The organism is Streptomyces sp. URMC 123, assembly GCF_051386515.1.
In the GTDB taxonomy this organism is placed as follows: domain Bacteria; phylum Actinomycetota; class Actinomycetes; order Streptomycetales; family Streptomycetaceae; genus Streptomyces.
In genome coordinates this window covers 1-277 of sequence record NZ_JBPQTV010000759.1, presented here as the reverse complement: position 1 = coordinate 277, position 277 = coordinate 1, and the positions used below count along the sequence as shown (strand labels likewise).

The following is a 277-nucleotide window of genomic DNA, read 5'->3' as shown; positions in this document are numbered from 1 at the left end:
GCCTCGTCCAGGCCGTCGTAGAGCGTCTCGCGCACCAGGTCGTGCACGAAGGCGTACCGGCCCTCGCCCCGCGCCACGACGAGCCGGGCCCCCATGGCCTGCTCCAGCAGCCGGTCCACCCGCGCCACCGGCGCGGGCGCGGTCACCGCGAGAACCTGGCGGTGGAACTCCCGGCCCAGTACGGCCGCCGCCGTCAGCAGCTCCACGACCGCCTCCGGCAGCAGGGACAGCCGGCGGCGCACCGCGTCCCGGACGCCCGGCGCGGTGCCGGTGAGCG

The 277-nt window shown here is 78.0% G+C and carries 1 protein-coding gene; it reads right to left on the bottom strand.

The features are described from left to right. The coding region (locus ACSNOD_RS31905; protein ID WP_436770538.1) for a hypothetical protein at window positions 1–277 on the bottom strand (277 nt) is incomplete at both ends.